The organism is Pseudarthrobacter sp. RHLT3-21, assembly GCF_059383495.1.
In genome coordinates, this window is the sequence record NZ_JBWZCI010000004.1 from 177,247 (window position 1) to 203,715 (window position 26,469).

Here is a 26,469-nt window from a genome sequence, read left to right on the forward strand (position 1 = left end):
GTAAGGTTGGTAGAGAACCGCGCCGGCCGAGGGCCAGCATCAAGCGCCAGGTAAGAGGAGAGACCATGAAACCGGAACCCGCCGGAACAGTCACGTCCGAGGGCGCTTCAGTGCCGGTGCGCGCGCGCTTCGGCTCGTCTGAAGTCCCTGCCTCGCGTGCAACGCAGGACCGGATCGACATCCCCGAGTTTGCGCCCAACCTTGTGCCCGAAGGGGACATCCGGCCGGACCGCTTCCTGGACCGCGAGCTCAGCTGGCTGGCGTTCAACTCCCGCGTCCTGGAACTCGCCGAAGATCCCACTCTCCACCTGCTGGAACGCGTGGCTTTCCTGTCCATCTTCGCGTCCAACCTGGACGAGTTCTTTATGGTCCGCGTGGCAGGCCTGAAGCGGCGCATCGCCACCAACCTCGCCGTGCCTTCCCCTGCCGGCCTCAGCCCTGTGGAGGTGCTGGAGAAGATCGGCGACGAAGCCCACCGCCTCCAGCAGCGCCACGCCCAGGTCTACGCCGAACAGATCCGCCCCGCCTTGGCCTATGAGCACATCCACCTGATGCATTGGGACGAACTGGACGACGCCGCCAAGCAGCAGCTCAGCGCCATGTTCGCCGAAAAGGTCTTCCCGATCCTGACGCCCCTGGCCGTGGACCCGGCACACCCGTTCCCCTACATTTCTGGGCTCTCCCTGAACCTGGCCGTGGTGGTTCGCAACCCTGTGAGCGACAAGGAACTCTTCGCCCGCCTCAAGGTTCCGGACCAGCTTCCCCGCCTGATCTCCATCGACGGTCCGCGGGCCGGGGCTGTCGCGGGACGCGTGGCGCGTTTCATCGCGCTTGAGGAAGTCATAGCCGTCCACCTGGACAAGCTCTTCGCCGGCATGGAAGTCCTGGAACACCACATCTTCCGCGTCACCCGTAACGAGGACCTCGAGGTGGAAGAGGACGACGCCGAGAACCTCCTGCAGGCGCTGGAGAAGGAACTGCTGCGCCGCCGGTTCGGCCCTCCCGTCCGCCTCGAGGTCACCCACGACATCAACCCGAACATCCGGGCCCTGCTCATCCGCGAGCTCGGAGTGGAAGAGTCCGAGGTGTACTCGCTCCCGGCTCCGTTGGACCTCCGCGGGCTGTCCGTCATCGCCGGAATTGACCGTGCAGACCTTCATTACCCCAAGCACATGCCGCACACGTCCCGGTTCCTTAACGAGTCCGAGACGTCCAAGGCCGCCAACGTTTTCTCGGCCATGCGCCGCCGCGACATCCTGCTCCACCACCCGTACGACTCCTTCTCCACCTCGGTGCAGGCGTTCCTGGAACAGGCAGCCGCGGACCCCAAGGTCCAGGCCATCAAGCAGACCCTGTACCGGACGTCGGGCGACTCCCCCATCGTTGACGCCCTGATCGACGCCGCCGAGGCCGGCAAACAAGTGCTGGCCCTCGTGGAGATCAAGGCCAGGTTCGATGAGCAGGCCAACATCTCCTGGGCACGCAAGCTGGAACAGGCGGGCGTCCACGTGGTCTACGGCATCGTGGGCCTGAAAACCCACTGCAAGCTGTCGCTGGTGGTCCGCCAGGAAGTGGACGGGCTGCGCCGCTACTGCCACATCGGCACCGGCAACTACCACCCCCGCACGGCCCGCTACTACGAGGACCTTGGCCTGCTGACCGCCAACGACCAGGTGGGCGAGGACCTTTCCAAGCTGTTCAACCAGCTCTCCGGCTATGCGCCGAAGTCCACCTTCAAGCGGCTCCTGGTTGCTCCCCGCTCGGTCCGCTCCGGCCTGATCGACCGCATCGAGACCGAGATTCGCAACGCCCGGGCAGGGCTGGCCGCCAGGGTGCAGATCAAGGTCAACTCCATGGTGGACGAAGCCATCATCGACTCCCTTTACCGCGCATCCCAGGCCGGCGTGATGGTGGACGTCATTGTGCGCGGCATCTGCTCGCTGCGTCCAGGCGTCCCGGGCCTCAGCGACAACATCACCGTCCGCTCGGTGCTGGGCCGCTTCCTGGAACACTCCCGGGTGTTCGCCTTCGCGAACGGCGGCGATCCCGTGGTTTACATCGGCTCGGCCGACATGATGCACCGGAACCTGGACCGCAGGGTCGAGGCGCTGGTCCAGCTGTCCAATCCCGACGACATCAGCTACGTCCTAAACCTGCTGCGGCGCTACATGGATCCGGAGACAGCCAGCTGGCATCTGGATAACGAGGGACAGTGGAACCGGCACCACATTGCTGACGACGGCAGCCACCTCGACGACATCCAGTCCTGGCTGTTGGCGTCGCGCACCCGCCAGCGCAGCCTGAGCCGGCGGTAGGGCTACGGCGTTGGCGAGCGACATCCACGTAGCAGACCAGACAGACCATCCCGGCGAAGCAGTTACCGTCGTCGCGGCCGGGGCGCTGCCCTGGCGTATCAACTCGGACGGTCTTGAAGTCCTGCTGATCCACCGTCCGCGGTATGACGACTGGTCCTGGCCGAAGGGCAAGATCGACGCCGGCGAGACCCTACCCGAATGCGCGGCCCGTGAGGTGCAGGAGGAGATCGGCCTTTCCGCGCCCCTGGGCATTCCGCTCCCGCCCATCCACTACCGGGTGCCGACCGGACTGAAGGTGGTCCACTACTGGGCGGTCCACGTCAATGGTGCCCGCCTCGTTCCCGACGGCAAGGAGGTGGACCGTGTGGTGTGGTGCCCCCCTGAAACGGCCGCGGGGCTGCTGACCAACCCGTCCGACGTCGTCCCGCTGGAGCACCTTCAGGCCGCCCATAGCCGCGGTGAACTGAACACGTGGCCACTGATTGTGGTGCGGCATGCAAAGGCCAAGCCGCGCTCGTCCTGGTCCAAGGCCGAGGGGGAACGTCCCCTGGCCGCGACGGGAATCAGGCAGGCACAGGCCATCGGCCGGCTGCTGCAGGCCTGGAAGCCGCCGCGCGTGGTGACGAGTCCCTGGCAGCGCTGCGTCTCAACTGTGGCGCCGTACCTGAAGGTTTCAGGAGCCAAGGTCAAACTGGTGGAAACGCTGACAGAACACAAGCACGCGAGGACCCCCAAAAAAACCGCAGCCGCCATTGAGGCGCTCCTGGAGAAGGCACAACCCGTCGCCGTCTGCACGCACCGTCCTGCACTGCCCACGGTTCTGGGCCAGCTGGGCAAGCACATGACAGGCCGTTTGCGCGCGCTCCTGCCGGACTCGGATCCTTATCTGTCCCCCGGCGAGATGGTGGTGTGCCACGTTGCCGTCGGGAACAAGCACCGCATCGTGGCCGTGGAGCAGTTCAAGCCCTTCGACGACTGAGGATTTCAGCCTCCGGCCGCCAGGCCCACACACGGTTGACCCGGAGATGTTTGTATCAAATACTTAGTACATTGATGCGCAAAATCTGGGGGATGATGTGCCTGGCGTCGACGGTTTCGAAATAGCGGTCCACAACGTGCCGCCCATGGTCCTCTTGTGGCCCTGCCTGTTGGCCGCTGGCCTGTACCTGGTGCTGCGGTGGGTGATCAGGGCACCGGGCGGCGGGACCAACGCTGTGACGGTTTCCCAGCATGCGCTGTGGATCGGCGTGATCGGGTGGTTGGCGAGCTCCCTGCAGGCCGCGGGAAATGCCGGCATCTTTCCCGCCGGGAGCACCTCTCCCCCGCTGGCCACGCCAACAAGCATCCTCGAAGCCCTGGCGTGGCCGGTCCTGGGCTGCCTCGCCGTCCATGCCATGGGACAGCTGAGCTATCCGGGTCCCCGACTCCCCCGCAGGCTGGCCTCCTTGGAGATCCGCCGCATCCGGGACTTCCTGCCCCGAGGCCTCGCCTGGACTGTCGCCGCGATCTTTGTGGGCTCGGCACTGCAGATTGGCTTTGTGGCTGGCCTTCCCGCCTACGAAGCCGTCCCCTACGGCACAGTGCAGGAAGGATCCAACGGCTTCCGCAGCGTTGGTGGGGACGGCCGGATCCAGGGGGCGGTTCTTGCCGCCTGCCTGGGCGCCGCCTGGCTGGCCCTGGCGGTGGGAACCGTCCTGGTCCTGAAGCTCATCAGCCAACGAAGGCAACTCGAGGCCCTGGATGCTGCTGACAACGACCTGCTGCGGACCATCGCCATGAACAGGCTCTTGCGGACCCTGGCAACCATTGCGGCGGGCCTTGGCGCGGTGGCCGGAAATTTCGCGGCCCGGCCGGACCCGGCCGCCAATGCGTCCAGCTGGACCAACCCGGCCGGGTTGATAGTACTGGTGGTGCTGCTGGCGATGTGGGGCTGGGCGCCACCCAAGTTTGCCAGTGCGCAGCTCAATGGCAGCGGCAGTCGTCCGACAGGATCACCGGCCGCCGTCCACCCCGCAACCCGCCTCTCAGTTTCGCTGGGCGCAGCCATGGGTCTCGCACCGGTTGCAGCCGCCGCGCTGGGATTGTTTGTGCCGGGCTTTTTGATCTCCAGTGCCGGGCTGCCGTGGTTGCCGGTGGTGTTTGTGGCGCTGATGGCAGTAGCGGTCCTGCTGGTGGTGGGCGGCGGCGGAGAAATGCTGCTCCAGCGCAACTATGGCACGCACTGGATACCTCGGACCTGGCCGCGGCAACTGGTGAGCCCGGCCCTGCTCACCACGGCGATCGTCGCCGTCGCACTATTCGCCGCGATCACGGTGCTGACTGCCGCGGGTGAGGGGGAACTGCGGGAGGCCGTGCTGGACGGCTTCGTTCGCCCGGGCAGCACGCCCCCCGAGGGTTCTCCCGGCTGGGTGATCGCAGCGGTGGCGACGGCGGCAGTCGTGGCCACCGCATGCCTGCCGGTTGCTGCGGCTCGGCGGCGTCGCAGTATTTCCACCGACATCCCCGGCCTGGACGCGGCACTCCGGGCCATCACAGTCCATCGTGTGGTCCGGACGTTTGCCGCCTACTCCACTGCCCAGGCCGGCGTGCTGCTGATGACGGCGAGCAACGTCTGGCCGCCGCTGTTGGGTCTGACCGCGACAACCTGGGCCGCCCCGTGGCAGCCGGCAGTCATTGCCGGGGCGGTGCTCGCTGCCGCCGGAGTGGTGATCGCCGTCATTCCGATCAAGGGTTTTGCCCGGACTCCAGCCGCCCCGGCGAAGCCCGTCCCGGAAGGGGCGCGGTGAACGCCGGCATCTCCGTGGACCTGCGCTCGGCAACCCCGCCCTATGAGCAGATCCGTTCGCAGATCAGCTCCCTGATCGCCGCCGGAACACTCACCACCGGAAGCCGGCTACCCACCGTCCGTAGCCTGGCCGCGGACTTGGGCATCGCCGCCGGAACGGTGGGGCGCGCCTACAAGGAACTTGAGGCTGCCGGACTCATTGAATCCCGACGGCGGAACGGCACCGTCGTCTCGCACCCGGCACCGGGCGGCGCCGGCCAGGCAGGCGGGCCGGTGCCGGAATCGGTGACTGCCGCCGTCGACCTTTTGGTCAATGCCGGACGCGACGCCCGGCTCACCGATGAGCTGCTGCTGGATCTGGTCCGCGGCAAACTGAGGAAGGACTGAACCGATGCGCGGCCTGCGGCCAACGCTGAGGCCAGCCGCGGGCCCATTGCGGGGTTGGCAGGGCTTGGCCCGGTAGACTTTAGCCGTGAGCATCCCGACGCCTTATGAAGACCTCCTGCGCGATGTGCTGGCCCATGGCACGCACAAATCCGACCGCACGGGCACCGGAACCACAAGTGTTTTCGGCCGTCAACTGCGCTTTGACCTTGGCCGGAGTTTCCCGCTGATCACCACCAAACGCGTGCACTTCAAGTCCGTGGCAGTGGAGCTGTTGTGGTTCCTGCGCGGCGAATCGAACGTCAAGTGGATGCAGGACCAGGGCGTGAGCATCTGGAACGAGTGGGCTGACGCAGAAGGCGAACTGGGTCCCGTGTACGGCGTCCAGTGGCGCAGCTGGCCCACCCCTGACGGCGGCCATATTGACCAGATCGCCGAGCTGGTGGAGAACCTCAAAACCAACCCGGATTCGCGGCGGCACATCGTGTCTGCCTGGAACGTCTCCGAGCTCAAGGACATGGCGCTGCCCCCATGCCACGCGTTTTTCCAGTTCTACGTGGCTGACGGCAAGCTGTCCTGCCAGCTGTACCAGCGCTCGGCGGACATGTTCCTGGGCGTGCCCTTCAACATTGCCTCCTACGCCCTGCTCACGTGCATGATTGCGCAGCAGGTGGGGCTCGAGCCTGGCGAGTTTGTATGGACAGGCGGCGACGTCCACATCTACGAGAACCACATGGACCAGGTGCTGAAGCAGCTGGACCGGGAACCGTATGAATACCCGCAGCTGAAGATCACCCGGAAGCCTGCCTCGATATTCGACTACACGCTCGAGGACTTCGACGTGGTGGGCTACAAACACCACCCCACCATCAAAGCCCCGATCGCCGTATGAGCACCGAGAACACAGCAGACGCCCAGGCCTTCACGCAGGAGCTTGCCGGTTCCGTGACCGGCGTCGGCCTGGTATGGGCGCAGACGTCCGGTGGTGTGATCGGCAAGGACGGCGACATGCCGTGGAGCCTGCCCGAGGACCTGAAGCACTTCAACCGCCTCACCATGGGGCACCCGGTGATCATGGGCCGCAAAACGTGGCTGTCCTTCCCGGACAAGTACCGTCCCCTGCCGGGCCGGACGAACATTGTGATCACGCGGCAGAAAAACTGGGGAGAATCGCCCGAGGCGGAGGGCGCCATCGTGGTCCCCTCCCTCGATGATGCCCTCCTTGAGTCGCAGTTTGTCGACGGCGGCGGGACCGTGTGGATCCTGGGCGGCGGCGAAGTCTTCCGCCAGTCCACCCAACTCGCCAACGTTGCAGTGGTCACCACCATCGACGTGGAGACCGACGGCGACACGTTCGCTCCCGAGCTCGATGAGACCTGGGAGGCGGCCGCGTCCGTCCCGCCGGACGGGTGGCTGACGGCAGCCAACGGAACGCGCTACAGGTTTACCAAATGGATTAGGACGCAGGGCTGAGATGTTGAAAAAACCGGAAACACTGTTTGTGCTGGGCTACATGCTGCTGCCGCTGCTCGCGCTGCTGTCTGCGATCGTTGGCCTGACCATGATCCTTGGCGGCAACAAAATCGCCGGGGCCATCGTGCTGGTGGTGGTGACGCAGGTGTTCGCCTTCGGCGCCTTCTACGCGTTGCGCCTCCGTAAAACCGCGGTGCTGGAGGAAAGCAAACGCAGCTGACGCTCGGAGCTGCCGCACGCCGTCGTTCGCATCCCCACAGCAGTGACGTAACCGACTGCGCCCTGCCGGCTCCAAAGTCTAAACTGGACGAATGACTACAGCAGCTACCCCCTCCGTCGGCCTGGTCGGATGGCGCGGCATGGTCGGCTCCGTCCTGATGCAGCGCATGCAGGATGAAAGCGACTTTGCCAACATCAACCCGGTGTTCTTCTCCACATCAAACGCGGGAGGTGCCGCCCCGGCTGTTGCCGGTGCTGCCGCCGGCGCGGCCGGCAAGCTCGAGGACGCGTTCGACGTCGACACGCTGGCTAAGCTGCCCATTATTGTCACCGCCCAGGGCGGGGACTACACCAAGCGCGTGCACACCGAGCTGCGCGGCCGCGGCTGGGACGGCCTCTGGATCGACGCAGCCTCCACGCTGCGCATGAACGACGACTCGATCATCGTGCTGGACCCAATCAACCGCGACGTTATCGACAAGGGCCTGGTCAACGGCACCAAGGACTTCATCGGCGGCAACTGCACTGTGTCCTGCATGCTTATGGGCCTCGGTGGGCTGTTCAAGAACGGCCTCGTCGAATGGGGCACGTCCATGACCTACCAGGCTGCCTCCGGCGGCGGCGCCCGGCACATGCGCGAACTGCTCAGCCAGTTCGGCACGCTCAATGCCGAAGTGAGCTCGGAACTGGACGACCCGGCGTCGGCCATCCTGGAAATCGACCGCAAGGTCCTCGCCCACCAGCGCACCGACATCGACGCCACCCAGTTCGGCGTGCCGCTGGCCGGCTCACTGATCCCGTGGATCGACGCGGACCTGGGCAACGGCCAGTCCAAGGAAGAGTGGAAGGCCGGGGTTGAAACCAACAAGATCCTGGGCACCTCGGACGAGAACCGGATCATCATGGACGGGCTGTGCATCCGGATCGGCGCCATGCGTTCGCACTCGCAGGCGCTGACGCTGAAGCTCCGCGAGGACCTCTCCGTGGCCGAGATCGAAAAGCTCCTCGCCGAGGACAACGAGTGGGCCAAGGTCATCCCGAACACCAAGGAAGACTCCATGGCAGGCCTGACCCCGGTGGCCGCGTCCGGCACGCTGGACATCCCCGTGGGCCGCATCCGCAAGATGGAAATGGGCCCGGAGTACATCAGCGCCTTCACCGTGGGTGACCAGCTGCTCTGGGGCGCCGCCGAGCCGCTGCGCCGCATGCTCAACATCGCCACCGGGAACCTGTAACCCCGAGTCCCCTCGCGCTACTTGAACGGCCCTGCCCCGCAGGAACGGTGCTGCCCCCCGCACCGCTCCTGCGGGGCAGGGCAGCTCGTGTTGGGCAGGGCAGCTCGTGCGGGGCAGTGCCGCTTTTGCGTCGGCGGCGGGGGCATGCGCTGGCGGAGCCCGTCTCAGCTGTCCAGGAATGCGAGGTACTGTTCGGCGGCTCTGTTGACGGCGGCCTGCGCAGCGGGCCCGAGTGGCTTGGCGTCGTCAAACAGCTCAGGCACGACGGCGGCGCTCCGGGTCGTTCCGGCCCGCGCCCACGTGCCGATCACCTCTCCCCCTGCCACGACGGTCTTTTTGAACACTCCGTTGCCGCCCGGGACGATCTTGTTGGCGTGTTCAGGGGCCAGCACCAGGCTCCTGTCCATGTAGCCCAGCACAAACTCGTCGAAGCCCGGCAGAAGGAGGACGGACCGCTGGCCGGGCACACCGTCGTCGAGCATTGACGCAGTGTCCGGTGACATCCAATAGTGGACACCCCCGAATTCCAGCTCCACCAGCTTCCCGTTGACCAGTTCAAACGCTGCCCGCACGTCTGTCAGGGGAATCTGCGTCCACCAGGCGAAGTCGCGGACGGTGGCAGGGCCGTGGCTGCGGAAGTAGCGCAGCATGAACTCGGCGATCGCTTCCTGCCGCTCAAGATCCCGCGACTCCGGGATCCAGTCGTCGAACGCCACCAGCAGCTGCTGGTTCCCGGCCAATGGGCCTTGAACCAGCCAGGCGTGCCGGCACAGTGTCCCCAGGATGTGGATCCCCCGCTGGCCGGTGGTGGGCTGACCGGCCGCCTCAAACACCTCGAAGACTTCGGTCCGGCTCACGGGACCGCTGGCCGCAATCCGCTCCAGGGCCACGTCGCGGCACTTCTCGATGTCCGCCCACGTGATGTCCAGTTCCCGGTGCCGGCCGGCAACGATGCGGCTGAGTCGCTCGGTGGTCAGGCCCAGCATCCAGCGCAGGTCCTCCGGAGCCACGAAGTGCAGGGTGCCGCGCATCGGCCAGGACCGGACCACACTGCCGCTGTCCAGCGCGGCCCGCACGCCAGTCAACCCTGCGCCCGGAACGCGGAGGCCGATGGCCCGGAGCGCGGCCTGCAGGTCCTGCGCCTGTGTGGCCGTCATCCAGCGGACCGCATCCTCAACTGAGCCAAGTCCGGGGCCAAACAATCCTTGAGAGGCCAGCCGGAGCCTGCCCATCACCTTGGGGCTTACGCGGTTCACTGCCATGTCCTCATCGTAGAACCTGGCCCGTTAGGGTAGAAGCATGACTTTGGGGAGTTTGTGGCAATTGTTCGCGCGCGAAACGCAATGCTGGCTGGTGGCAGGGACCGTTTCGGTCCTGGCCGGCGTGGCCATCGGGCTTGCCCCGGTCATTGGTTTCCAGGCCGCGGGAGGCGGCGGCGAGGCACCCCTGGAACTCTTATTGCCGTCCCTGTTTCTGTCGCTGGGCGGCGGGTATGCCGTGCTGTTTCCCGGCATCCGGGTGGGCCGCGGCAAGGTCCACATTGTGCGCGACTGGAAGCTCTATCCCGTCAGCGGCCGGCTGCTCTGGATCCTCGCCCATGCCACTGCTGTGATCGGACTGGTGGCCTGCATCGTCGCGGCCGCGACGAACCCGGCGCTTCCGGGACTCATGGTCTGGCTGTTTATGGGTCCATATTTGGCGCTGACCGGCTGGGCCGGCGCCCTGCTGGGCATGGCCACAAACGTCCGGCTGATAGGCGCCGTGGACGGGCGGATGGCGCCGGCCACTTGAGCAGGCTGACGCTAGAGCGTCAGGCCGATGAGCAACGGTTCCGGGTGCAGTTCAATGCCAAAGCGTTCGACGACGCCGGCGCGCACCTCGCGCGCGATGGCCAGCATGTCCTTGGCGCTGGCGGAGCCGCGGTTGGTGATGGCGAGCGTATGTTTCGTGGACAGAGCCGCCCGCCCGCCGGAGGCGCTGCCTTCCGCCAGGCCGTAGCCCTTGCCGAAACCTGCCTGGTCGATCAGCCAGGCGGCTGACAGCTTCACCAGACCGTCCGCCCCGGCGGGGTACTGCGGGGCGGACTCCGGCAGCCCTGCCGCCACGTCCACGGGGACTACTGGGTTGGTGAAGAAGGAGCCGGTGGAATACGTGTCCCGGTCGGCCGGATCCAGGACCATGCCCTTGGAAGCACGCAACCGCAGGACTTCCCGGCGGACATCGTTGGAGTAGGCACGTTTGCCAGGCTCCACGCCCAGTGACCGGGCCAGTTCGGCGTAGCGGATGGGCGCACTCATCCGGCCCAGCGGCAGCTGGAACTCGACCGTCAGCACCACGTAGCGGGGTGAGCCGTCTACCGTGGTCTGCTTCAGGATGGAATCGCGGTAGCCGAACTTCAGCTCGGAGTTGGTGAAGGTCTGGACCGCGTTCCGGGTCCGGTCCCAGGTGCGAACCACCGCGATGGTCTGGGAGACGTCGGAGCCGTAGGCCCCGACGTTCTGGACGGGCGTGGCGCCGGTGGCGCCCGGGATGCCGGCGAGGGCTTCGATGCCGGACCACGCATGCAGCACGGCGTGTTCCACCAGGGCATCCCAGTTGTGGCCGGCCTGGACCACCACCGCCACGCCGCCGCAGGAGTCCTCGGCGTTGACGACGAACCCTTCCGAGGCGATCCTGACCACGGTGCCGGGGAACCCGTCGTCGGAAATCAGGAGGTTGGAGCCGCCGCCGATGATGAGGACCTGCTCCCCCGCAGCGTCCGCCGTGCGGACAGCGTCGATGATTTCGGCCTCGGTTCTGGCCTCAATGTACTTGCCGGCGGGGCCTCCGACGGCGGCCGTGGTAAGGGCAGAAAGCAGGGTGGAAGTCACCTATCCACACTATAGGGAAATCGAGACAACCCTAGTGGATGGTCAGGACAGCCTGACGACGGCCTGGGCCTTCATCAGCACTTTCTGTCCGGCGGCAACCACGGTGAGGTCAATGCGGGCGGTGCCCGCCTCGGCGTCGAGCTTTCCGATGGCGCCGCTGACCTCGATGGTGGCCCCGGGGTCCGTGGTTCCGGTGGTGTCCGTAACCAGGACCGGCTTGGTGAAGCGGGTCTGGAAGTCGACGACGGCGGCGGGGTCGCCTGCCCAGTCGCTCACCAGCTGCACGGCGGCACCCATGGTGAACATGCCGTGGGCGATGACGCCGGGCAGTTCCACGCCGGTGGCGAAGGCTTCGTTCCAGTGGATGGGGTTGAAGTCGCCGGAGGCGCCGGCGTACTTGACCAGGTCGGTGCGGGTGACCTCGACGGTGCGGCTGCCGATGTCCTGGCCGGCGCTGAGTTCGTGGATGCTGGGGCTCATGATTACTGTCCCTCTCCGCGGACGAGGATGGATGACGTGGTGGTGGCGACTGCCTCGCGCGAATCGTCTGTTGCGAGGGCGAAAATCTCCTGGCGGGTGGTGATCATGGCGCCGCCGCCCATGGCACGGACACCGTCAACGTGCAGTTCGGCAACCAGGCGGTCGCCGGCAAAGATGGGGCGGTGGTGGATGAAGCGCTGGTCGGCGTGGACCACTCGGGAGAAGTCGATGCCGGCATCCGGATCCTCGATCAGCTGGGCATCGGCGCGCTGGGCGATGATGATGGCGAACGTGGGCGGTGCCACCAGGTCTTTGTGGCCCAGGGCCTTGGCGGCCTCGATGTCGAAGTGGGCTGGGTGCGTGGCCTTGACCGCGCGGGCGAACTCGCGGATCTTCTCGCGGCCGACGTCGTAAACCTCTGCGGCAGGGTAGCTGCGGCCCTGCAGGTCCGGATTGATAGTCATGGAATCAAGCCTAGCGTCACGCGTCCGGGCGCCCGCGCTGATGACATAGGGCAGCACAGGATTACCATTACGGTATGATGAATTCATCAATTCATCAATTCATGGCCGTTCCCCCGCTCGGCGGTGACGAGAAAGCACAGGCAGCGATGATTTCGGCAGCGCAATCCCCCTTATACGAGATCAAGGCAAACCTGTTCAAGGCCCTCGCCCACCCGGCGCGGATCCGCGTGCTCGAACTGCTGTCCGCGGCGCCGGACAACTCGGGCACCGTCAGCTACCTGCTGTTCGAGACGGGCCTCGAGGCATCCCACCTTTCCCAGCATCTCGCCACCCTGCGCCGGCACGGGGTGGTGACCTCGGTCCGTTCCGCAAACACCGTGACCTACCGGCTGGCTCACCCGAAGATCGCCGAATTGCTGGCCATCGCCCGGACCTTCCTCCTCGACAGCCTGACCGATTCCAACGAACAGCTCAAACTCGCGCAGGGACTGCCCAGCGAGCATCTGAAGGGTTCAAATTCATGAGTGCTGCCCTGGCGCATCTCAGCCGGTTCCTGCCGTCCCGCCGCGACTATGACGGGCTGCGCTCGTCCTGGAAAACGGATCTGCTGGCCGGCATCACCGTGGGGATTGTGGCCTTGCCGCTGGCTCTGGCCTTCGGAGTGAGTTCGGGCGTCGGCGCCGAAGCCGGACTCATCACCGCCGTAGTGGCCGGCCTGGTGGCTGCGGTCATGGGCGGCTCGCACGTCCAGGTCTCCGGCCCCACCGGCGCGATGGTCGTGGTGCTGGCCCCGGTGGTCGCCACGCACGGCGTCGGCAGCATCGCATTGGTCTCCCTGATCGCAGGGCTGCTGGTGGCCATCCTGGGCATCAGCGGGCTGGGCCGGGCGGTGGCCTTCATCCCGTGGCCGGTGGTGGAGGGCTTCACGCTCGGCATCGCCGCGATCATCTTTCTCCAGCAGGTCCCCATGGCCACCGGCACCGCGGGGATACCGGGCCACAACACAATGCTGGCCGCCTTCGAGAGCGCCTCCCAGGCCACCTTGCCCGCCGTTCTTCAGACGCTCGGCGTCGTGGTGGGTGTGGCCGCCGTGATGCTCCTGCTCCCGAAGCTGAACAAAGCCCTGCCCGCGAGCCTGGTCGCAGTGCTGCTGGCCACCGTGGCGGCCGAGCTGCTGCAGCTGGACATTCCACGGATCGGCGCCCTGCCGCACTCCCTGTCCGCGCCGTCGATGCCGTCCCTTGATCCGGCAGCGCTGGGCGGGCTGCTGATGCCCGCGGTGTCCATCGCGATGCTGGCCGCTATCGAGTCCCTGCTGTCCGCACGGGTGGCAGCCGGCATGGTTGGCCCTGACGGGAGGCCCTCCGGGGCTTACAGCCCGGACCGGGAGCTCATGGGGCAGGGACTGGCGTCCGTTGCGGCGGGGTTCTTCGGCGGCATGCCGGCCACGGGAGCCATCGCCCGGACCGCGGTCAACGTACGCTCCGGCGCCAAGACCCGGCTCTCCGCGATTGTTCACGCGCTCGTGCTGCTGGCCATCATCTACCTGGCGGCCGGCCTGGTCGGGAAGATCCCGCTGGCGGTCCTGGCCGGGATCCTGATGGTCACGGCAACCCGCATGGTTTCAAGGCACACGGTCACCGCCATCATGCGCTCCACCCGCGCCGACGCCTTCGTGTTCGTCCTGACGGCGCTCATCACCGTGGCCTTCGACCTGATCGTGGCCATCGAGATCGGGCTTGTCGCCGCGGCCCTCTTCACGCTGAGGAAGTTCGCCTCGCTCAGCGGCGTGAAGCGTGAGGAGATTCCGGGACCCCGCGAGGAGGGGGACGAGCACATCGCGGTCTTCAGGCTGGACGGAGCCATGTTCTTCGGCGCCGCGGAACGCGTCCTGCAGGAAATCAGCCAGGTCCGGGACATCCAGGTGGCAATCATCCGGCTGTCACAGGTGCGGATGCTCGACGCCACCGGGGCCCACACGCTGGTGGAGGTCATCTCGGCGCTGGAGCTGCGCGGCGTGACAGTCCTGCTGAAGGGCGTCCAGCCGCAACACCTCGAACTCGTGACCAACGTCGGGGTAATCCGCTCGCTGCGGCATCACAAGCACCTGTTCACGTCCCTGCCCGAGGCTGTGGAGCACGCCCGCAGCCACGTGCTCCGGAACGCTGCCGCTAACGCTTGAGGTTCTTCCGGATGGTCTGGCCCCGAACCACAATCCCGGCGATGTGCAGGACCAGGCCCAGGCCGATGACGGCAAGGGACGCCATGGCGAGGCCACTGTTGTTGGTGTTGTTGCCCACCAGGTTCAGGATGATCCCGACGGCGATGAGGCCCATGGCGCCGAACACCAGGACTTTGTACGAGGTGGGGGCTGACTCCCAGAATTCTTTGAGCACCCTGACAGTCTACCGAGCACGTTCGGAACAGCGGTTCCTGCACGGCCGGCCTGCCGCCTGGCTCGAGGCTGACCTCGCGGAGGTCCCCCGACGGTGACTGGAGGCGCAGGACCGGGCTGCCGCCGTCGTGCCCTACGCACTGCGCCGGCGCGCCAACCCAAAGACCCCGTGAACCGGATAGCGGGTATCGGTCGCGGGGTCTCCTGTGTTTGCGTGTACGGGTGGCGCTACAGCGCCGGCTGCACGCCGAACGCTACCGCGAGCTTTATGATCTTTTCGGCACGGCCCAGGCGGGGCAGGTCGGAGCCGTCGCGGATGACACGGCCGTTGGCCTCGAAGTCGGACATAAAGTCCGTGGCCCAGGCGACATCCGACGGCGTGGGGCTGATGACTTCGTTGATGACGTTCGTCTGATCGATGGCCAGGCACAGCTTGCCGGTCATCCCCATCATCACGGTGATGCCTGTCTGCTCGCGCAGGATGGGGTGGTTGGTGCCCACTGTGGGGCCGTCAATGGGGCCCGGCAGGTTGCCGACGCGGCTGGCAACCACCAGTTTCGCGCGCGGATAGGCCATGGCCTCCGCCGTGGCCGCCATGCCGGTGTCGCGGCGGAAGTCGCCGGAGCCGAAGGCCAGGCGGAAGGCACCCTGGGCCTTGGCGATGTGGTTGGCTTCCTCGATGCCGAGCGCAGATTCCACGAGCGGAATGACCGGCGTCTTGCCGTCCATCCGGTGGAAGCTTTCGGTCACCTGGTCAGCTGATTCGGTCTTGGCGAGCATCACGCCGAGCAGTCCCGGGGTACCGCGCAGCCCTGCAAGGTCATCGGCCCAGAACGGGCTGGTGGCATCGTTGATGCGGACCCAGGCCTGGCCGCCGCCGCTGAGCCAGTCAATCACGTGTCCGCGCGCCTCGTCCTTTTGCGACGGGTCCACGGCGTCCTCGATGTCGAGGATGATCGAGTCAGCGCGCGAAACAGCCGACTGGTCAAACAGTTCGGTTTTCATGGCGTTGACCAGGAGCCACGAACGGGCGATTTCTGCTGGGATGTTGCGCTTGGCGCGTAAGGTCTCGGTGGCGGTGGGTGACGTCATGCTACTACCGTATCTGCCCGGGCACCGCCAGCGCTAAGCCATTGTGCCGGACGTGCCGAACAATACAGATACGACCGGATCACGGAAGGGCTCAGTTGCCTGTGAGTTCTGCATAGAGCTTCCGGACGCGTGTGTTGATGTCGTCGCGGACGAGGCGCATGCGTTCCATGCCTTCGATGCCCCGCGTGGAAGGTTCGTCGGTTTCCCATGTTTCGAAGCGGATGCCTTCGCGGGGTTCCAGTTTGGCTTCGGTGCCCAGCACGATAACGACGTCGACGGCGTCGAGCACCTCGTCGGTGACCGGCTTGGGGTGCTCGCCTGTGAGGTCGATGCCGAGCTCGTTCAGGGATTCCACGGCCTGGTTGTTCAGGGAGCTGCCCGGCTTGGTGCCTGCAGAGTAAACGGTGACGGCGTCCCCGGCGAGGTCCCGCATGAGACCGGCTGCCAGTTGGGACTTGCCGCCGTTCTTGCTGCAAACGAACAGGATGCGGGGAGTCTTGGTGCTTTCGGTCATGCGTTGGTGTCTTCTTTCTGTTCTGTAGCCAGGAGGGAACCGACGAGGGTTTTGATGCGCGCATGGATTTCGTCGCGGATGACCCTGACGGTCTCCAGGGATTGTCCGGCGGGGTCGGTGAGGTCCCAGTCTTCGTAGCGTTTCCCGGGGTAGATCGGGCAGGAGTCCCCGCAGCCCATAGTGATGACGACGTCGGATGCCCGCACGACGTCGTCCGTGAGCGGCTTCGGATAGTCCTTGCCCAGGTCCAAGCCCATTTCGGACATCGCAGTCACAACGGTCGGATCCAGTTCGGATGCCGGCATGGAGCCGGCCGAGCGGACCCGGATCCTGCCTTTGGCTTCAATGTTGAGCAGGGCGGCCGCCATCTGTGACCTGCCGGCGTTCTGCACGCAAACGAACAGGACCTCGGGAACCTCGGAGACGACGGACCCTTTGGATTTGGCCAGGGCGGCCAGCCGGTCGTTGGTGAAGTGCTCGGTGGTGGCGGGCAGGTAGGCGCTGATTTTCGCTGTCCGGGCCAAGGCCGTGTAGGACTCGAAGACATAGCGTTCGACGGTTTCGGCGGCGAAGATGCCGGTGAAACGCTCGGCGAGACGGTCGCTGATCCGGTGCAGGATTGCAGTGTTGTCCTGCAGCCCCAGCGTCGTTTCCTGATGTTCGGTCATGGCAGTACTCCTTTGGCGTGCGTCCGGAACGGCGTGTCGTGATGGGTTGTGGTCAGTGTTCTGCGGAGCGACCGTGAGCCAGCCCTGTAGGGAATCCAACGAGGACCGGTTCCGGTGCGGCGCAACAGCCGCTCTCCGCCGAGCCGGCAAGGTCTGCTGTCGAGGCCGAGGGGACATCGCAGCTGGTGCCGCCGTCTGTCGAGCAGACCCCGGTTTCGGGCAGTTCGAGGTGGACGGTGTCGGCGGCTTCGCGGTCGCCGCCGAGGGCTGCGGCGACAGAACGGACCTGTTCGTAGCCGGTGGCCAGCAGGAAGGTCGGGGCTCGGCCATAGGACTTCATGCCGACGATGTAGAAGTCCTTCTCGGGGTGGGCGAGCATCTTGGCGCCGTGCGGCTGGACCGTGCCGCAGGAGTGGAATTCGGGGTCGATCAGCGGGCCTAGCTCGACTGGTGCTTCGACGGCGGGGTCAAGGTTGAGTCGGAGTTCGCGCAGGATGTCCAGGTCCGGCCGGAAGCCTGTGCACGGGATGATGACGTCGGTGTCCACGGTGCGTCCGTCGACGGCTTCGACGGTTACGCCGGAATCCAGAGTTTTGAGAGAAGCAATCCCGAAGCCGGTCTGCAGCTCGATGGTTCCGGCCTCAACGAGTCGGCGGAGCCTGGATCCGAGTTGGCCGCGGGCGGGCAGGCCGTCGGCGTCTCCGCCGCCGTAGACCTTGTCGGCGGATGCTCCGCGTACGGCCCATCGGATGGTCGTCCCGGGTTCGTCCTTAGCGAGGTCTGCCAGATTGATCAGGGTGTTCGCGGCCGAATGCCCGGCCCCCACGACCAGGACGCGGCGGCCCGCGAAAGAGGCACGGTCCCGTCCTGTGACGTCCGGCAGCGGAGAGGAGATCCGGTCAGCGGCCGTGTCCTCGCCGATGGCGGGCAGGCCGGAAGTTCCTAGAGGGTTGCGGGTGGACCAGGTGCCGGACGCGTCAATGACGGCTGCCACTGTGTGGTCCCGGACCTCGCCGCCCGCGTGTTCGACGCGGACGACAAAAGGTGTGGTCGCGCGGTTGCGGGTGTGGGTCTTGTCCATGCCGGCGCGGGTCACGGCGATGACCCTGGAACCTGTCTGCAGCCGGGTACTGATAGCCGGGAGGGCGGCCAGCGGGGCCAGGTAGTTATCGATCAGTTCCCCGCCGTATGGAAGGGCCGTGGGCCGGGGTGATTCCCATCCGTCGGCTTCGAGCAGGCGGACGGCGGCGGCGTCGATGTTGAACCGCCACGGGGAGAACAGCCGGATGTGGCGCCATTGCTCGACGGCGGATCCTGCCGTCGGGCCGGATTCGAAGATCAGCGGCTCGAGGCCGCGTTCGATCAAGTGCGCGGCCGCGGCCAGGCCAACCGGTCCGGCGCCAATCACGGCAATGGGAAGAAGGGCGTTCCGTGCATCCATCGTGTCCTCGTTCAGGAGTAGTGGGTGGCAGTTGTGTGAATTTCAGGCGTGGGTCGGCTCTTCGACCAGCGCCGTGGCGATGCTGTCAGCATCGTCCAGGGCGGCGAGGTAGCGTTCGGCGTCGAGGGCTGCGGCGCATCCGGTGCCGGCGGCCGTGATCGCCTGGCGGTAGCGGTGGTCCACCACGTCGCCGCACGCGAAAACGCCGGTGAGGTTGGTGACGGTGGTGGGCGAGTCGACTTTGATGTAGCCCTCGTCGTCCAGATCGACCTGCCCGGCCACGAGTTCCGTGCGCGGCAGGTGACCGATGGCCACGAAGATCCCGGTGGCGGCCTGTTCTCGTGTTTCGCCCGTGCGGGTGTCGGTGAGGGTGACGCCGGTGACTTTGGAATCGCCGTGGATGGCGGTGATGGCTGAGTTCCAGGCGAAGCTGATTTTCGGGTTGTCCTTGGCCCGCTGGGCCATGATGCGGGAGGCGCGCAGCTCGCCCTTGCGGACGACGACGGTCACGGACTTTCCGAAGCGGGTCAGGAAGGTCGCTTCCTCCATGGCGGAGTCGCCGCCGCCGACCACGATGATGTCCTGTTCGCGGAAGAAGAAGCCGTCGCAGGTGGCGCACCAAGACACTCCGTGTCCGCTGAGTTTCTTCTCTTCGGGCAAGCCCAGTTCCTTGTAGGCGGAGCCGGTGGCGAGGATGACGGCAGGAGCCTCGTAAGTGTCGCCGGCTCCGGTCACCACGCGCTTGAGGTGACCGGTCAGCGTGACTTCAGTGACGTCGTCGAACTTCACCTGTGCGCCAAATTTTTCCGCCTGCTCCTGCAGCCCGTCCATGAGCTCGGGGCCTTGGACACCGCCCGGGAAGCCCGGGAAGTTCTCCACTTCGGTGGTGTTCATCAAGGCGCCGCCTGCCGTGACCGATCCGGCCAGGACCAGCGGGCTGAGCCCCGCGCGGGCGGCGTAGATGGCAGCCGTGTAACCGGCAGGGCCGGACCCAATGATGATCAACTGTTCGGTGCTGGCGTCGGTGCTCACGAAGCTCTCTCCTGGTGCTCGAAAATGCGCGGGTGTGTGGTTACTTGGCGGCCGGGATCAGGGACTCGATGAGTCCTTCGATGCGGGTCTTGATCTCGTCGCGGATGGGGCGGACGGCGCCCACGCCCTGGCCGGCCGGATCCTCCAGGACCCAGTCCTCGTAGCGCTTGCCCGGGAAGTACGGGCATTCGTCGCCGCAGCCCATGGTGATCACGACATCGGACTCCTTGACGGCCTCGGTGGTGAGGACCTTGGGGATCTCGGCAGACATGTCGATGCCCAGCTCGGACATCGCCTCGACAGCGGCCGGGTTCACCTTGTCGGCGGGCTGGGAACCGGCGGAGCGGACCTCGATCCCGCCCTTGGAAAGCGTGGTGAGGAAGGCGGCGGCCATCTGCGAACGCCCGGCGTTATGGACGCAGACGAACAGGACGGAGGGCTTCTTGGCGGTTTCGGTGCTCACGGGTTTCTCCTGGAATCATTTGGGTGTGGAACGGTCTGGTTGAGGCCCCCGTGCCGGCACCGCCTTGCTGACTTTATATTGATACTTGTCGATGTAGGCAGTATCGAACAATAGATTGATGATTGTCAATATTCGCATCAGCCGGGGTTAACTACTCGGGGTTAAGCGGCGTGCAGGCGGGGTGAGAGGTCGTCGATGCGGTGGGAAATATCAGTGAAGGCGCCCTCGAAGGCGTCCTCCGTATTCAGCCTCAGTGGATCCGGAACGGACCAGTGGATCCCTCCCGGGTTGGGGATTTCCTCGTGGGCGTTATCGCACACGGTCACGACAAAGTCTTCAGCGTGCGCCACCTGGTCCAGCCGGCGCGGGGAGAGGTCTCCGAGTTCGACGCCGTGGCGGCGGGCGACATCGACGGCGCCCTGGGCGATGCGGTCCGCGGGGCGGGTTCCCGCCGATGCAGAGGGGATGCTGCTGATCTGCGTCCAGAGTGCGGCGGCCAACTGTGACCGGGCGCTGTTCCGGGTGCAGACGAAAAGGACGCGACTGGCCCCGTGTTCAGCTCCCGGCGCCAGCCCCTCGAGCGCCCCTTGGGCGAGCCGGACGTAGCTGCGCCGCCTGTCCGCCTCGGAGCGGCGACGGGTCGCCAGGCCCGCACCTTCCAGCGTGCGCAGATGGTGGGACAGCAGGTTGGACGGCATCCCGAGCTCGGCCTGCAGTTCCGTGGGGGAAAGGTCGCCTAATGTCAGCAGGTCCACAATGCGCAGCCGCGCAGGATCTGCGAGGGCGGCATGCTTTGCGACCCGCGCCTGAAAGGCTTTAACTGGCTCAGTACTCATTGGTTCAATTTTGACTGAGTTAATTTCTTGAGTCAAGCTGTTGGTATGACTTCCAACCAGCCGCCGTTGTGGCGCCGCGCCGTCGCCGAACTGATCGGCACCAGCCTTCTCGTAACCATCGTCGTCGGTTCCGGGATCGCCGCGCAGCAGCTCTCCCCCGACGATGTTGGCCTGCAACTGCTCCAGAACAGCACCGCCACCGTCCTGGGTTTGACGGCACTGATCCTCATGCTTGGCCCCGTCAGCGGCGCGCACTTCAATCCTGTGGTCTCGCTAGTGGACTGGGTCCTGGGCCGGCGCAGCGGAACCGGGCTGACCCTGCGGGAGCTTGGCACCTACGTGGCCGCCCAGACAGTTGGTGCAATCGGCGGCAGCGTCGTCGCGAACGCCATGTTTGAGGTGGGAACCTCCATCTCGGTCAAAGACCGCGCCACCACGGGGCACCTGCTGGGCGAAGTCATCGCCACCGCAGGACTCGTCCTGCTGATCTTCGCCCTCGCCGCCACCAATCGGGGCGCGCTCGCCGCGCCGGCCGTAGGCGCCTACATCGGAGCCGCCTACTGGTTCACGTCATCGACGTCGTTCGCGAACCCGGGCGTGACCGTCGGCCGCATGTTCAGTGACACGTTCGCCGGCATCGCGCCTGCTTCCGTTCCCGGCTTCGTCCTGGCGCAGCTGATCGGAGCGGCAGTAGGCCTGGGGCTCCTCGTCATCCTCTTCCCCTCCGCCGCGCGAACCGCGGACGACGTCGTTCTTCCGCACACCTTGGGGAAAACCAGCTCCTAAGCGTCGCCCGCACCGACGGGCCGGGAACGCGCACCCCATACATTGATGCTGGTCAATATTCAGGCATAATGGGTACATGAACGCGCTCCCCACCCTTGAGCCGAGTACGGAAGAAGCCTGCTGTACACCGGCAGGACAACCCGCCCTGGGCGCGGATGAGGCCAAGCAGAAGTCCCTGGTCTTCAAAGCCCTGGCCGACCCGAACCGGCTGCGGCTGCTGTCCATGGTTAAGGCCGAGTCCTCCGGCGAATCCTGCGTCTGCGACCTGACAGCGTCACTGGACCTGGGCCAGCCCACGGTCTCCCACCACCTGAAAATCCTGGTGGACTCAGGTCTGTTGCACCGCGAAAAACGCGGGACCTGGGCCTATTACTCCCTGGTTCCGGGTGCACTTGACGACGTGGCCGGGCTTCTGGCTACCCTCTGACCTCCCTCAGGGGAGGTTGCTGCCCCGCGCAGTAACCCATAGCCCGTACCACTCGGCCCGCGTCAGGGCTTCTGCCACCCGTGCGGCGTCCGTGCAGGCAGCGATCCTTGCCGGATTCACGGTCCCGATCACCGGCGCGATCCCCGCGGGGTGCTTCATGAGCCAGCCCAGGAGGACCGCCTCCCCGGTGGTGTTGTGCTCCCGTGCCAGCTCCCCCACCAGCACTGCAGTGGCAGCTTCCGCCGCCGTCGGGTCATCCGGACCCGCACCGGTGTACAGCCCGCGGGCCAGCGCACCATAGGCCTGGAGGGTGACGCCGTTGCTCGTGCAGTATTCCAGCGTCCCGTGCGGAAAGCTGTAGTCCAGCGACTCGGCATGGTTCACCAGGACGGTGCTCTCCAGCCAGGCGCGCTTCAGAAGGCTCATCTCCAGCTGGTTGGCCACCACGGGCACCTCCAGCCGATCCTGCAGGGCCTGGATCTGCGCGCCGGACATGTTGGACACGCCAAGCGCCCGCACCTTGCCCTCGGCCAGCAACTGCCCGACGGCGGCCGCCACCTCCGCAACGTCCGTCAGCGGATCGGGGCGGTGCAGCAGGAGCACGTCCACAAAGTCCGTCTGCAGCCTCTTCAGGCTGCCGTCGACCCGTTCCAAGATGGATTCCCGGCTGAGGTCATAGTGCGTGGCCAGCCCGCGTTCGTTGAGCCGGATCCCGCACTTGGTCTGCAGCCGGACCCGGTCACGCAGCCCGGGCGTTGCCGAGAGGACTTCGCCGAACACCGCTTCTGACTTGCCGCTGCGGTAGATGTCCGCGTGGTCGAACAGCGTGATGCCTGCGTCCAGCGCGGCCTCGACGGCGGCGGCGGCCTCGTCCACATGGTCGGTTCCGTGCGGCTCGTCGGTCCAGCTGCCGCCCAGGCCCATGCAGCCGTAAATGAGTTCCTGCATCAGCGCAGCCATACGGTGCTGTTGGCACCCAGTTCGCCGTCCTCCAGCGGGGAGCTGCTAACCAGGACAGTTCCTGCCGGCAGTTCGACGGCGGTGTCCCCGAAGTTGGTGACGGACTGCCAGCCGCCTGAGCGGCGGAAGTGCAGGACGTCAGGGGTACCGGTCTCCACCCATTCCAGCTCCTCGTTGGCCTGCAGTTCGCGGCGCAGCTTCAGGGCCGTGCGGTACAGCTCCAGGGTGGAGTTTTCGGTCCCGTCCTGTGCCTCCACCGCGTACTTGCTGAACCAATCCGGCTGAGGCAGGTGCGCTCCGCCTTCGCCGAAACCGAACGAGGTTCCCTCGACCTTCCACGGTAGGGGCACGCGGCAGCCGTCGCGGCCCACTTCAACGCCCTTGTTCCGGAAGAACGCGGGGTCCTGGCGCTCGGAGTCCGGAATCTCTGCCACTTCCTGAAGGCCCAGTTCCTCGCCCTGGTACAGGTAGGCGGAACCGGGCACAGCCAGCATGAGCAGGGTGGCGGCGCGGGCACGGCGCTCGCCGAGCTCCACGTCCAGTTCCTCCTTGGGGCCGCCGGCCAGCAGCCAGTCCTTCCCGTCCTGGCCCTTGGCGTGCTTCTTGCCCGCGGACGTCTTCGGCAGGCCGTAGCGTGTGGCGTGCCGGACGACGTCGTGGTTGGAGAAAACCCAGGTGGAGGACGCACCGGTGGCGGCGGCCTCGGCGAGGTTGCGGGTGATGATTGCGCGGAAATCCTCGGCATTGAAGTCGGCCTGGAGCAGGTCGAAGTTGAAGGCCTGGCCGAGGCCCTCCGGGCTGGCGTAGCGGGCGCGGCGGGTGGCATGGACCCATGCTTCAGCCACGGCGGTGCGCGGCGGGTTGTATTCGTTGAACACCTCGCGCCATTCGACGTAGATGTCGTGCACGTCGTCGCGGTCCCAGAACGGGTGCGAGCCGTCGTCGAACCCGTCGGTACCGGTGTTGGCCGCCGTCAGTTCCAGCTTGGAGAGGAGCGGTTCGGTGAGGTCCTTGGTGAGGGCGTGGGCCACGTCCACGCGGAAGCCGTCCACGCCGCGGTCGGACCAGAAGCGCAGGGTCTTGAGGAAGTCATCGCGGACCTCCCGGCTGGCCCAGTTCAGGTCCGGCTGCTCCTTCGCGAAGATGTGCATGTACCACTGGCCCGGCGTTCCGTCAGGTTCGGTGATGCGCTCCCAGGCAGGGCCGCCGAAGACGGAGTCCCAGTCCGACGGCGGGAATTCGCCGTTGAGTCCTTTGCCGTCACGGAAGATGTAGCGCTCACGCGCGGCGGAACCCTTCGGTGAGGCGAGCGCCTCCTTGAACCATTCGTGCCGGTTCGAGGAGTGGTTGGGGACGATGTCGGCGATCAGCTTGATGCCGGCGGCGTGCAGTGCCGCGGCCATCTCGTCGAAATCTGCCAGCGTGCCGAGCTTGGGGTCCACGTCGCGGTAGTCGTCCACATCGTAGCCTCCGTCGGCCAGGGCTGACGGGTAGAACGGGCTGAGCCATACGGCGTCGATCCCCAGTTCCTTGAGGTACGGGACCTTGGCCGTGATGCCTTTGATGTCACCCATGCCGTCACCGCTTGAATCGGCGAAGCTGCGCGGATAGATCTGGTAGACCGCGGCCTGGCGCCACCAGTTGGGATCGCTCAAGCGGTCAGAGTCGGACAGGGTTGCCAGAGTGGCGGTGGTGGGCAAAGGATGATCCTTTTCTCTTTGTTGGATTGTTGTTGCTGGGTGGATTGATCTGGCTATTTAACGGCCCCGCGCATGACTCCGGACAGTACCCAACGTTGGGCCAGGATGTAAACCACCAGGGTGGGTGCCATGGCCATCAGGTAGGACGCGAACGCGAGGCTGTAGTTGGTGTTGAATTCGCCCTGGAACAGCATCTGGACCACGGGGAGGGTCTGCAGCGCCGGGTCCGCGATCATCATCTGCGGCAGCAGGAAGTCGTTCCACGCGCCCAGGAAGGCGAAGATGCCCACCGTGGCGTTCATGGGAGCCAGCAGCGGGAAGATGATCTTGCGGAACACCTGCCACGTGGTGGCGCCGTCTATCCGGGCCGATTCCTCCAGCTCCACAGGTATGGAGCGGACGAATGCGATGTACAGCAGTGCGTTGAACGAGATTCCGCCCAGCACGTGCAGGAAGACGACGCCGGCCGGGTTGTCCAGGCCGAGCAATGCCGTCTGCTTGATCAGCGGCAGGATGATCACCGGGAACGGAATGAACATGGCGGACAGAAGGTACACAAAGGAGCCGCGGAAGAATCGGTGGTTCCAGTTCCGCGCGATGGCGTACGCAACCAGCGAGCTGCAGGCCAGCGAGCCCAGCACGCTGAAGACGGTGACGAAAGCCGTGGACATGAAGGCCCGGGGGAAGTTCGTCGCCACATATGCTGCCGCGAAGTTCTCCCAGTTCAGCGGGTTCGGCCAGGCAAGCCCGGTCCCGGTGCCGATCTGGTCCGGTGACTTCAGCGCCATGGCCACGGTGAAGTACAGCGGCAGCACGACGGTCAGCGAGGCCACCAGCATAAGTGCGGTGAGCCACCAGTTAACCTTGAAGCCTTCGCGATTGGGCCTGCGTTTTCTGGGGGACGGGGCGTTGCCGACAGCGGGCCTGCCTGCGGCCTCGTTTCCGGCCAAGGTCTCGGGAACAGTTGATGAGGTCATTACAGGGATACCCCCCGGCGCTGGATGAGGCGCAGTTGGATGACGGAGATCAGCAAAGTGATCAGGAAGTAGATGACCGCGTTGGCCATCTGGTAGGAGTAGTCCCCGCCGGTGAAGCCGGAGAAGATGCGCATCGCCACTGACTGCGTCGCCATGCCGGGTCCGCCGCCGGTGAGGCCCACGATGATCTCGTAGGTCCCAAGGAATCCCTTGAACCCGAGGATCACGTTGATGACCAGGTAGCCGAGAATGAGGGGCAGCGTGAGGCTGAGGAACTGGCGGAAGCTGCCCGCCCCATCCAGGTCCGCGGCTTCGTAGACTTCGCCGGGCACGCTCTGGAGCCCGGCGAGGTAGATGATGGTGGCGCCGGGCGCAGCCTGCCACACCGTGACCAGCACAATGGCCAGCCAGGCTAGGTTTTCGTTGGCCAGGATGCTCGTGGCCAATGGGGTGACGCCGAACCGCTCGGCCAGCACCGGAAGGGTGTTCGAGAACAGGTAGTTGAACACGAAGGACACAACCAGCGCGGACAGCACCATGGGGATGAAGAACACCGTGCGGATTCCAGTGCGCCACTTGATCTTCGCGTTGAGGCCAAGGGCGATGGCCAGTGCCACGACATTGACGACCACAGTGGTGGTCAGGGCAAAGACGAATGTGAAGATGTACGACTGCAGGACAGCCGGGTCCTTAAAGATGTTGACGTAGTTGGACAGGCCGATGAACTTCCAGTCGCCGTAGCCTGCGTAGTTGGTGAGGCTGAAGAACACACCAACCAGCGCTGGCAGGGTGATGAAGAAGGCGAAGAGTGCCAGGACGGGCACCACCATCCAGTAGTAGGTGGGGTCGATCCGGCGCTTGGACGGAACGGCGAGCGCGGGGGCGGGGTCCTTGTGCGGGGACGGGGTTGTCTCGGCCGCCAGGGCGGTTGCGGTCATGGGGGCTCCTGGGAT

Annotated in this window: 29 protein-coding genes; 13 read left to right on the forward strand and 16 right to left on the reverse strand. The window is 65.9% G+C overall.

Annotation, left to right across the window (positions count from 1 at the left end):
* Window positions 1–65 precede the first annotated feature (65 nt).
* The 8 genes from AC50YA_RS06575 to asd all read left to right on the forward strand — a co-directional run bounded on the left by AC50YA_RS06575 (window position 66) and on the right by asd (window position 8,411).
* A complete protein-coding gene (locus AC50YA_RS06575) occupies window positions 66–2,315 on the forward strand; it encodes an RNA degradosome polyphosphate kinase (protein WP_494981503.1) in 2,250 nt (749 codons plus the stop codon).
* 10 nt (window positions 2,316–2,325) lie between these two features.
* Window positions 2,326–3,294 (forward strand): NUDIX hydrolase, encoded by a 969-nt coding sequence (locus AC50YA_RS06580; RefSeq protein ID WP_494981504.1) that lies wholly within the window; start codon window positions 2,326–2,328, stop codon window positions 3,292–3,294.
* 145 nt (window positions 3,295–3,439) lie between these two features.
* The gene (locus tag AC50YA_RS06585; protein WP_494981505.1) at window positions 3,440–5,101 is read left to right on the forward strand and encodes a hypothetical protein; all 1,662 of its coding nucleotides are present in this window, start codon (window positions 3,440–3,442) and stop codon (window positions 5,099–5,101) included.
* A complete protein-coding gene (locus AC50YA_RS06590; RefSeq protein ID WP_494981506.1) occupies window positions 5,098–5,487 on the forward strand; it encodes a GntR family transcriptional regulator in 390 nt (129 codons plus the stop codon). Before AC50YA_RS06585 ends, AC50YA_RS06590 begins: the two co-directional genes overlap by 4 nt.
* An 85-nt stretch (window positions 5,488–5,572) precedes the next feature.
* Entirely contained in the window at window positions 5,573–6,376 is an 804-nt protein-coding gene (locus AC50YA_RS06595) for a thymidylate synthase (RefSeq protein WP_494981507.1), read from the forward strand.
* A complete protein-coding gene (locus tag AC50YA_RS06600; protein ID WP_494981508.1) occupies window positions 6,373–6,957 on the forward strand; it encodes a dihydrofolate reductase in 585 nt (194 codons plus the stop codon). Before AC50YA_RS06595 ends, AC50YA_RS06600 begins: the two co-directional genes overlap by 4 nt.
* 1 nt (window position 6,958) lies before the next feature.
* Complete coding sequence (locus AC50YA_RS06605) at window positions 6,959–7,177, forward strand: NF038396 family protein (protein ID WP_494981509.1); 219 nt, start codon at window positions 6,959–6,961, stop codon at window positions 7,175–7,177.
* Window positions 7,178–7,268: 91 nt separating this feature from the next.
* Window positions 7,269–8,411, forward strand: a complete 1,143-nt coding sequence (asd, locus tag AC50YA_RS06610; protein ID WP_494981510.1) for an aspartate-semialdehyde dehydrogenase — start codon at window positions 7,269–7,271, stop codon at window positions 8,409–8,411.
* A 164-nt stretch (window positions 8,412–8,575) separates the two neighbouring features.
* Here the strand turns inward: asd and AC50YA_RS06615 are convergent, their stop codons facing one another.
* A complete protein-coding gene (locus AC50YA_RS06615) occupies window positions 8,576–9,673 on the reverse strand; it encodes a winged helix DNA-binding domain-containing protein (RefSeq protein WP_494981511.1) in 1,098 nt (365 codons plus the stop codon).
* Window positions 9,674–9,710: 37 nt separating this feature from the next.
* On the opposite strand from AC50YA_RS06615, the gene AC50YA_RS06620 reads away from it, so the two are divergent.
* Entirely contained in the window at window positions 9,711–10,202 is a 492-nt protein-coding gene (locus AC50YA_RS06620) for a hypothetical protein (RefSeq protein WP_494981512.1), read from the forward strand.
* Window positions 10,203–10,213: 11 nt separating this feature from the next.
* On the opposite strand, the gene AC50YA_RS06625 is transcribed toward AC50YA_RS06620, so the two are convergent.
* From AC50YA_RS06625 to AC50YA_RS06635, 3 genes are read right to left on the reverse strand one after another with little or no spacing between them, the layout of a single operon-like run.
* On the reverse strand, window positions 10,214–11,281 hold the full coding sequence (locus tag AC50YA_RS06625; protein WP_494981513.1) for a UDP-N-acetylmuramate dehydrogenase: 1,068 nt from the start codon (window positions 11,279–11,281) through the stop codon (window positions 10,214–10,216).
* 42 nt (window positions 11,282–11,323) lie between these two features.
* Window positions 11,324–11,761, reverse strand: coding sequence for a MaoC family dehydratase (locus tag AC50YA_RS06630; protein ID WP_494981514.1), 438 nt, complete (start codon window positions 11,759–11,761; stop codon window positions 11,324–11,326).
* Between the two features lie 2 nt (window positions 11,762–11,763).
* The gene (locus tag AC50YA_RS06635; RefSeq protein ID WP_494981515.1) at window positions 11,764–12,225 is read right to left on the reverse strand and encodes an FAS1-like dehydratase domain-containing protein; all 462 of its coding nucleotides are present in this window, start codon (window positions 12,223–12,225) and stop codon (window positions 11,764–11,766) included.
* A 146-nt stretch (window positions 12,226–12,371) separates the two neighbouring features.
* Between AC50YA_RS06635 and AC50YA_RS06640 the strand changes: the two genes are divergently transcribed.
* Both AC50YA_RS06640 and AC50YA_RS06645 read left to right on the forward strand, forming a co-directional pair.
* Window positions 12,372–12,749: an ArsR/SmtB family transcription factor gene (locus tag AC50YA_RS06640; protein ID WP_494981615.1), complete on the forward strand. Its 378-nt coding sequence runs from the start codon at window positions 12,372–12,374 to the stop codon at window positions 12,747–12,749.
* Window positions 12,746–14,407 (forward strand): SulP family inorganic anion transporter, encoded by a 1,662-nt coding sequence (locus AC50YA_RS06645; RefSeq protein ID WP_494981516.1) that lies wholly within the window; start codon window positions 12,746–12,748, stop codon window positions 14,405–14,407. Before AC50YA_RS06640 ends, AC50YA_RS06645 begins: the two co-directional genes overlap by 4 nt.
* Here AC50YA_RS06645 and AC50YA_RS06650 read toward each other — a convergent pair.
* The 8 genes from AC50YA_RS06650 to AC50YA_RS06685 form a co-directional block, all read right to left on the reverse strand.
* On the reverse strand, window positions 14,397–14,621 hold the full coding sequence (locus tag AC50YA_RS06650) for a DUF3188 domain-containing protein (RefSeq protein WP_494981517.1): 225 nt from the start codon (window positions 14,619–14,621) through the stop codon (window positions 14,397–14,399). The genes AC50YA_RS06645 and AC50YA_RS06650 overlap by 11 nt on opposite strands.
* Window positions 14,622–14,848: 227 nt before the next feature.
* A complete protein-coding gene (locus AC50YA_RS06655; RefSeq protein WP_494981518.1) occupies window positions 14,849–15,712 on the reverse strand; it encodes an HpcH/HpaI aldolase/citrate lyase family protein in 864 nt (287 codons plus the stop codon).
* A 91-nt stretch (window positions 15,713–15,803) separates the two neighbouring features.
* Window positions 15,804–16,226, reverse strand: a complete 423-nt coding sequence (locus AC50YA_RS06660) for an arsenate-mycothiol transferase ArsC (RefSeq protein ID WP_494981519.1) — start codon at window positions 16,224–16,226, stop codon at window positions 15,804–15,806.
* Entirely contained in the window at window positions 16,223–16,894 is a 672-nt protein-coding gene (locus tag AC50YA_RS06665; protein WP_494981520.1) for an arsenate reductase ArsC, read from the reverse strand. The genes AC50YA_RS06660 and AC50YA_RS06665 overlap by 4 nt, the downstream gene beginning before the upstream one ends.
* Window positions 16,895–16,946: 52 nt before the next feature.
* The gene (locus AC50YA_RS06670) at window positions 16,947–18,335 is read right to left on the reverse strand and encodes an FAD-dependent oxidoreductase (protein ID WP_494981521.1); all 1,389 of its coding nucleotides are present in this window, start codon (window positions 18,333–18,335) and stop codon (window positions 16,947–16,949) included.
* Window positions 18,336–18,377: 42 nt separating this feature from the next.
* Complete coding sequence (gene trxB / locus AC50YA_RS06675) at window positions 18,378–19,367, reverse strand: thioredoxin-disulfide reductase (RefSeq protein WP_494981522.1); 990 nt, start codon at window positions 19,365–19,367, stop codon at window positions 18,378–18,380.
* A 40-nt stretch (window positions 19,368–19,407) separates the two neighbouring features.
* The gene (locus AC50YA_RS06680; protein WP_494981523.1) at window positions 19,408–19,830 is read right to left on the reverse strand and encodes an arsenate reductase ArsC; all 423 of its coding nucleotides are present in this window, start codon (window positions 19,828–19,830) and stop codon (window positions 19,408–19,410) included.
* Window positions 19,831–19,991: 161 nt separating this feature from the next.
* Window positions 19,992–20,666 carry a metalloregulator ArsR/SmtB family transcription factor gene (locus AC50YA_RS06685; protein ID WP_494981524.1) on the reverse strand — a complete coding sequence of 225 codons (675 nt, stop codon included), beginning with the start codon at window positions 20,664–20,666 and terminating at the stop codon, window positions 19,992–19,994.
* A 45-nt stretch (window positions 20,667–20,711) separates the two neighbouring features.
* Here AC50YA_RS06685 and AC50YA_RS06690 point away from each other — a divergent pair, with 45 nt between their 5' ends.
* On the forward strand, window positions 20,712–21,452 hold the full coding sequence (locus AC50YA_RS06690) for an aquaporin (RefSeq protein ID WP_494981525.1): 741 nt from the start codon (window positions 20,712–20,714) through the stop codon (window positions 21,450–21,452).
* Between the two features lie 76 nt (window positions 21,453–21,528).
* Complete coding sequence (locus AC50YA_RS06695) at window positions 21,529–21,879, forward strand: ArsR/SmtB family transcription factor (protein WP_494981526.1); 351 nt, start codon at window positions 21,529–21,531, stop codon at window positions 21,877–21,879.
* Window positions 21,880–21,885: 6 nt separating this feature from the next.
* Here AC50YA_RS06695 and AC50YA_RS06700 read toward each other — a convergent pair whose 3' ends face one another.
* Genes AC50YA_RS06700 through AC50YA_RS06715 form a run of 4 tightly spaced genes read right to left on the reverse strand, consistent with a single transcriptional unit; the run spans window position 21,886 to window position 26,454 of the window.
* The gene (locus AC50YA_RS06700) at window positions 21,886–22,827 is read right to left on the reverse strand and encodes an aldo/keto reductase (protein ID WP_494981527.1); all 942 of its coding nucleotides are present in this window, start codon (window positions 22,825–22,827) and stop codon (window positions 21,886–21,888) included.
* Window positions 22,827–24,539: a glycoside hydrolase family 13 protein gene (locus AC50YA_RS06705; protein WP_494981528.1), complete on the reverse strand. Its 1,713-nt coding sequence runs from the start codon at window positions 24,537–24,539 to the stop codon at window positions 22,827–22,829. The genes AC50YA_RS06700 and AC50YA_RS06705 overlap by 1 nt, the downstream gene beginning before the upstream one ends.
* 53 nt (window positions 24,540–24,592) lie before the next feature.
* Complete coding sequence (locus AC50YA_RS06710; RefSeq protein ID WP_494981529.1) at window positions 24,593–25,516, reverse strand: carbohydrate ABC transporter permease; 924 nt, start codon at window positions 25,514–25,516, stop codon at window positions 24,593–24,595.
* Complete coding sequence (locus AC50YA_RS06715; protein WP_494981530.1) at window positions 25,516–26,454, reverse strand: carbohydrate ABC transporter permease; 939 nt, start codon at window positions 26,452–26,454, stop codon at window positions 25,516–25,518. Before AC50YA_RS06715 ends, AC50YA_RS06710 begins: the two co-directional genes overlap by 1 nt.
* Window positions 26,455–26,469: the final 15 nt, after the last annotated feature.

Excerpts from the sequence above, each read along its gene's own strand:
- AC50YA_RS06660 (WP_494981519.1), bottom strand. The coding sequence starts at position 16,226 with ATGACCGAAAGCACCAAGACTCCCCGCATCCTGTTCGTTTGCAGCAAG.
- AC50YA_RS06640 (WP_494981615.1), top strand. The coding sequence starts at position 12,372 with ATGATTTCGGCAGCGCAATCCCCCTTATACGAGATCAAGGCAAACCTG.
- AC50YA_RS06575 (WP_494981503.1), top strand. The coding sequence starts at position 66 with ATGAAACCGGAACCCGCCGGAACAGTCACGTCCGAGGGCGCTTCAGTG.
- AC50YA_RS06665 (WP_494981520.1), bottom strand. The coding sequence starts at position 16,894 with ATGACCGAACATCAGGAAACGACGCTGGGGCTGCAGGACAACACTGCA.
- AC50YA_RS06670 (WP_494981521.1), bottom strand. The coding sequence starts at position 18,335 with ATGGATGCACGGAACGCCCTTCTTCCCATTGCCGTGATTGGCGCCGGA.
- AC50YA_RS06695 (WP_494981526.1), top strand. The coding sequence starts at position 21,529 with ATGAACGCGCTCCCCACCCTTGAGCCGAGTACGGAAGAAGCCTGCTGT.
- AC50YA_RS06645 (WP_494981516.1), top strand. The coding sequence starts at position 12,746 with ATGAGTGCTGCCCTGGCGCATCTCAGCCGGTTCCTGCCGTCCCGCCGC.
- AC50YA_RS06630 (WP_494981514.1), bottom strand. The coding sequence starts at position 11,761 with ATGAGCCCCAGCATCCACGAACTCAGCGCCGGCCAGGACATCGGCAGC.
- AC50YA_RS06600 (WP_494981508.1), top strand. The coding sequence starts at position 6,373 with ATGAGCACCGAGAACACAGCAGACGCCCAGGCCTTCACGCAGGAGCTT.
- AC50YA_RS06715 (WP_494981530.1), bottom strand. The coding sequence starts at position 26,454 with ATGACCGCAACCGCCCTGGCGGCCGAGACAACCCCGTCCCCGCACAAG.
- AC50YA_RS06690 (WP_494981525.1), top strand. The coding sequence starts at position 20,712 with ATGACTTCCAACCAGCCGCCGTTGTGGCGCCGCGCCGTCGCCGAACTG.
- AC50YA_RS06635 (WP_494981515.1), bottom strand. The coding sequence starts at position 12,225 with ATGACTATCAATCCGGACCTGCAGGGCCGCAGCTACCCTGCCGCAGAG.
- AC50YA_RS06710 (WP_494981529.1), bottom strand. The coding sequence starts at position 25,516 with ATGACCTCATCAACTGTTCCCGAGACCTTGGCCGGAAACGAGGCCGCA.
- AC50YA_RS06655 (WP_494981518.1), bottom strand. The coding sequence starts at position 15,712 with ATGACGTCACCCACCGCCACCGAGACCTTACGCGCCAAGCGCAACATC.
- AC50YA_RS06585 (WP_494981505.1), top strand. The coding sequence starts at position 3,440 with ATGGTCCTCTTGTGGCCCTGCCTGTTGGCCGCTGGCCTGTACCTGGTG.
- AC50YA_RS06615 (WP_494981511.1), bottom strand. The coding sequence starts at position 9,673 with ATGGCAGTGAACCGCGTAAGCCCCAAGGTGATGGGCAGGCTCCGGCTG.
- asd (WP_494981510.1), top strand. The coding sequence starts at position 7,269 with ATGACTACAGCAGCTACCCCCTCCGTCGGCCTGGTCGGATGGCGCGGC.
- AC50YA_RS06700 (WP_494981527.1), bottom strand. The coding sequence starts at position 22,827 with ATGCAGGAACTCATTTACGGCTGCATGGGCCTGGGCGGCAGCTGGACC.
- AC50YA_RS06685 (WP_494981524.1), bottom strand. The coding sequence starts at position 20,666 with ATGAGTACTGAGCCAGTTAAAGCCTTTCAGGCGCGGGTCGCAAAGCAT.
- AC50YA_RS06620 (WP_494981512.1), top strand. The coding sequence starts at position 9,711 with ATGACTTTGGGGAGTTTGTGGCAATTGTTCGCGCGCGAAACGCAATGC.
- AC50YA_RS06605 (WP_494981509.1), top strand. The coding sequence starts at position 6,959 with ATGTTGAAAAAACCGGAAACACTGTTTGTGCTGGGCTACATGCTGCTG.